Origin of the sequence: Paraburkholderia sp. SIMBA_027, from assembly GCF_046535315.1 — a bacterium.
Lineage (GTDB): Bacteria > Pseudomonadota > Gammaproteobacteria > Burkholderiales > Burkholderiaceae > Paraburkholderia > Paraburkholderia tropica.
Genome location: NZ_JAWRWY010000308.1, coordinates 1 through 303, shown reverse-complemented (window position 1 = coordinate 303; position 303 = coordinate 1). Strand labels below are relative to the sequence as shown.

Here is a 303-nt window from a genome sequence, read left to right as displayed (position 1 = left end):
GCAGCCAGGAGCAAGGAACCGAAAACCTGAAAGACGATGGAGATGACGGCGTAGAGGGCATTGTTCACCAGCGCTTTCCAGAAAATCGGATCGTGGAACATTCGGACATAGTTGTCCGCTCCGACGAAGGTTTGGCGTCCGCTGTAAATGTCCCACTTAAGGAAACTGAAACCAAGGTTCTGGACCAAAGGCAGGTAGGCGAAGGCACCCAGCAAAAGGCATGCGGGCAGAACCCAGATCAGATTGCGCCAGCGGCCCCGACGTACAGACTTCCGCGGTCGCTCTGGAGCCACTTCGTCGGAA

At 56.1% G+C, this 303-nt stretch carries 1 protein-coding gene; it reads right to left on the bottom strand.

The features are described from left to right. The coding region (locus SB764_RS39205) for a carbohydrate ABC transporter permease (protein WP_410866637.1) at window positions 1-303 on the bottom strand (303 nt) is incomplete at both ends.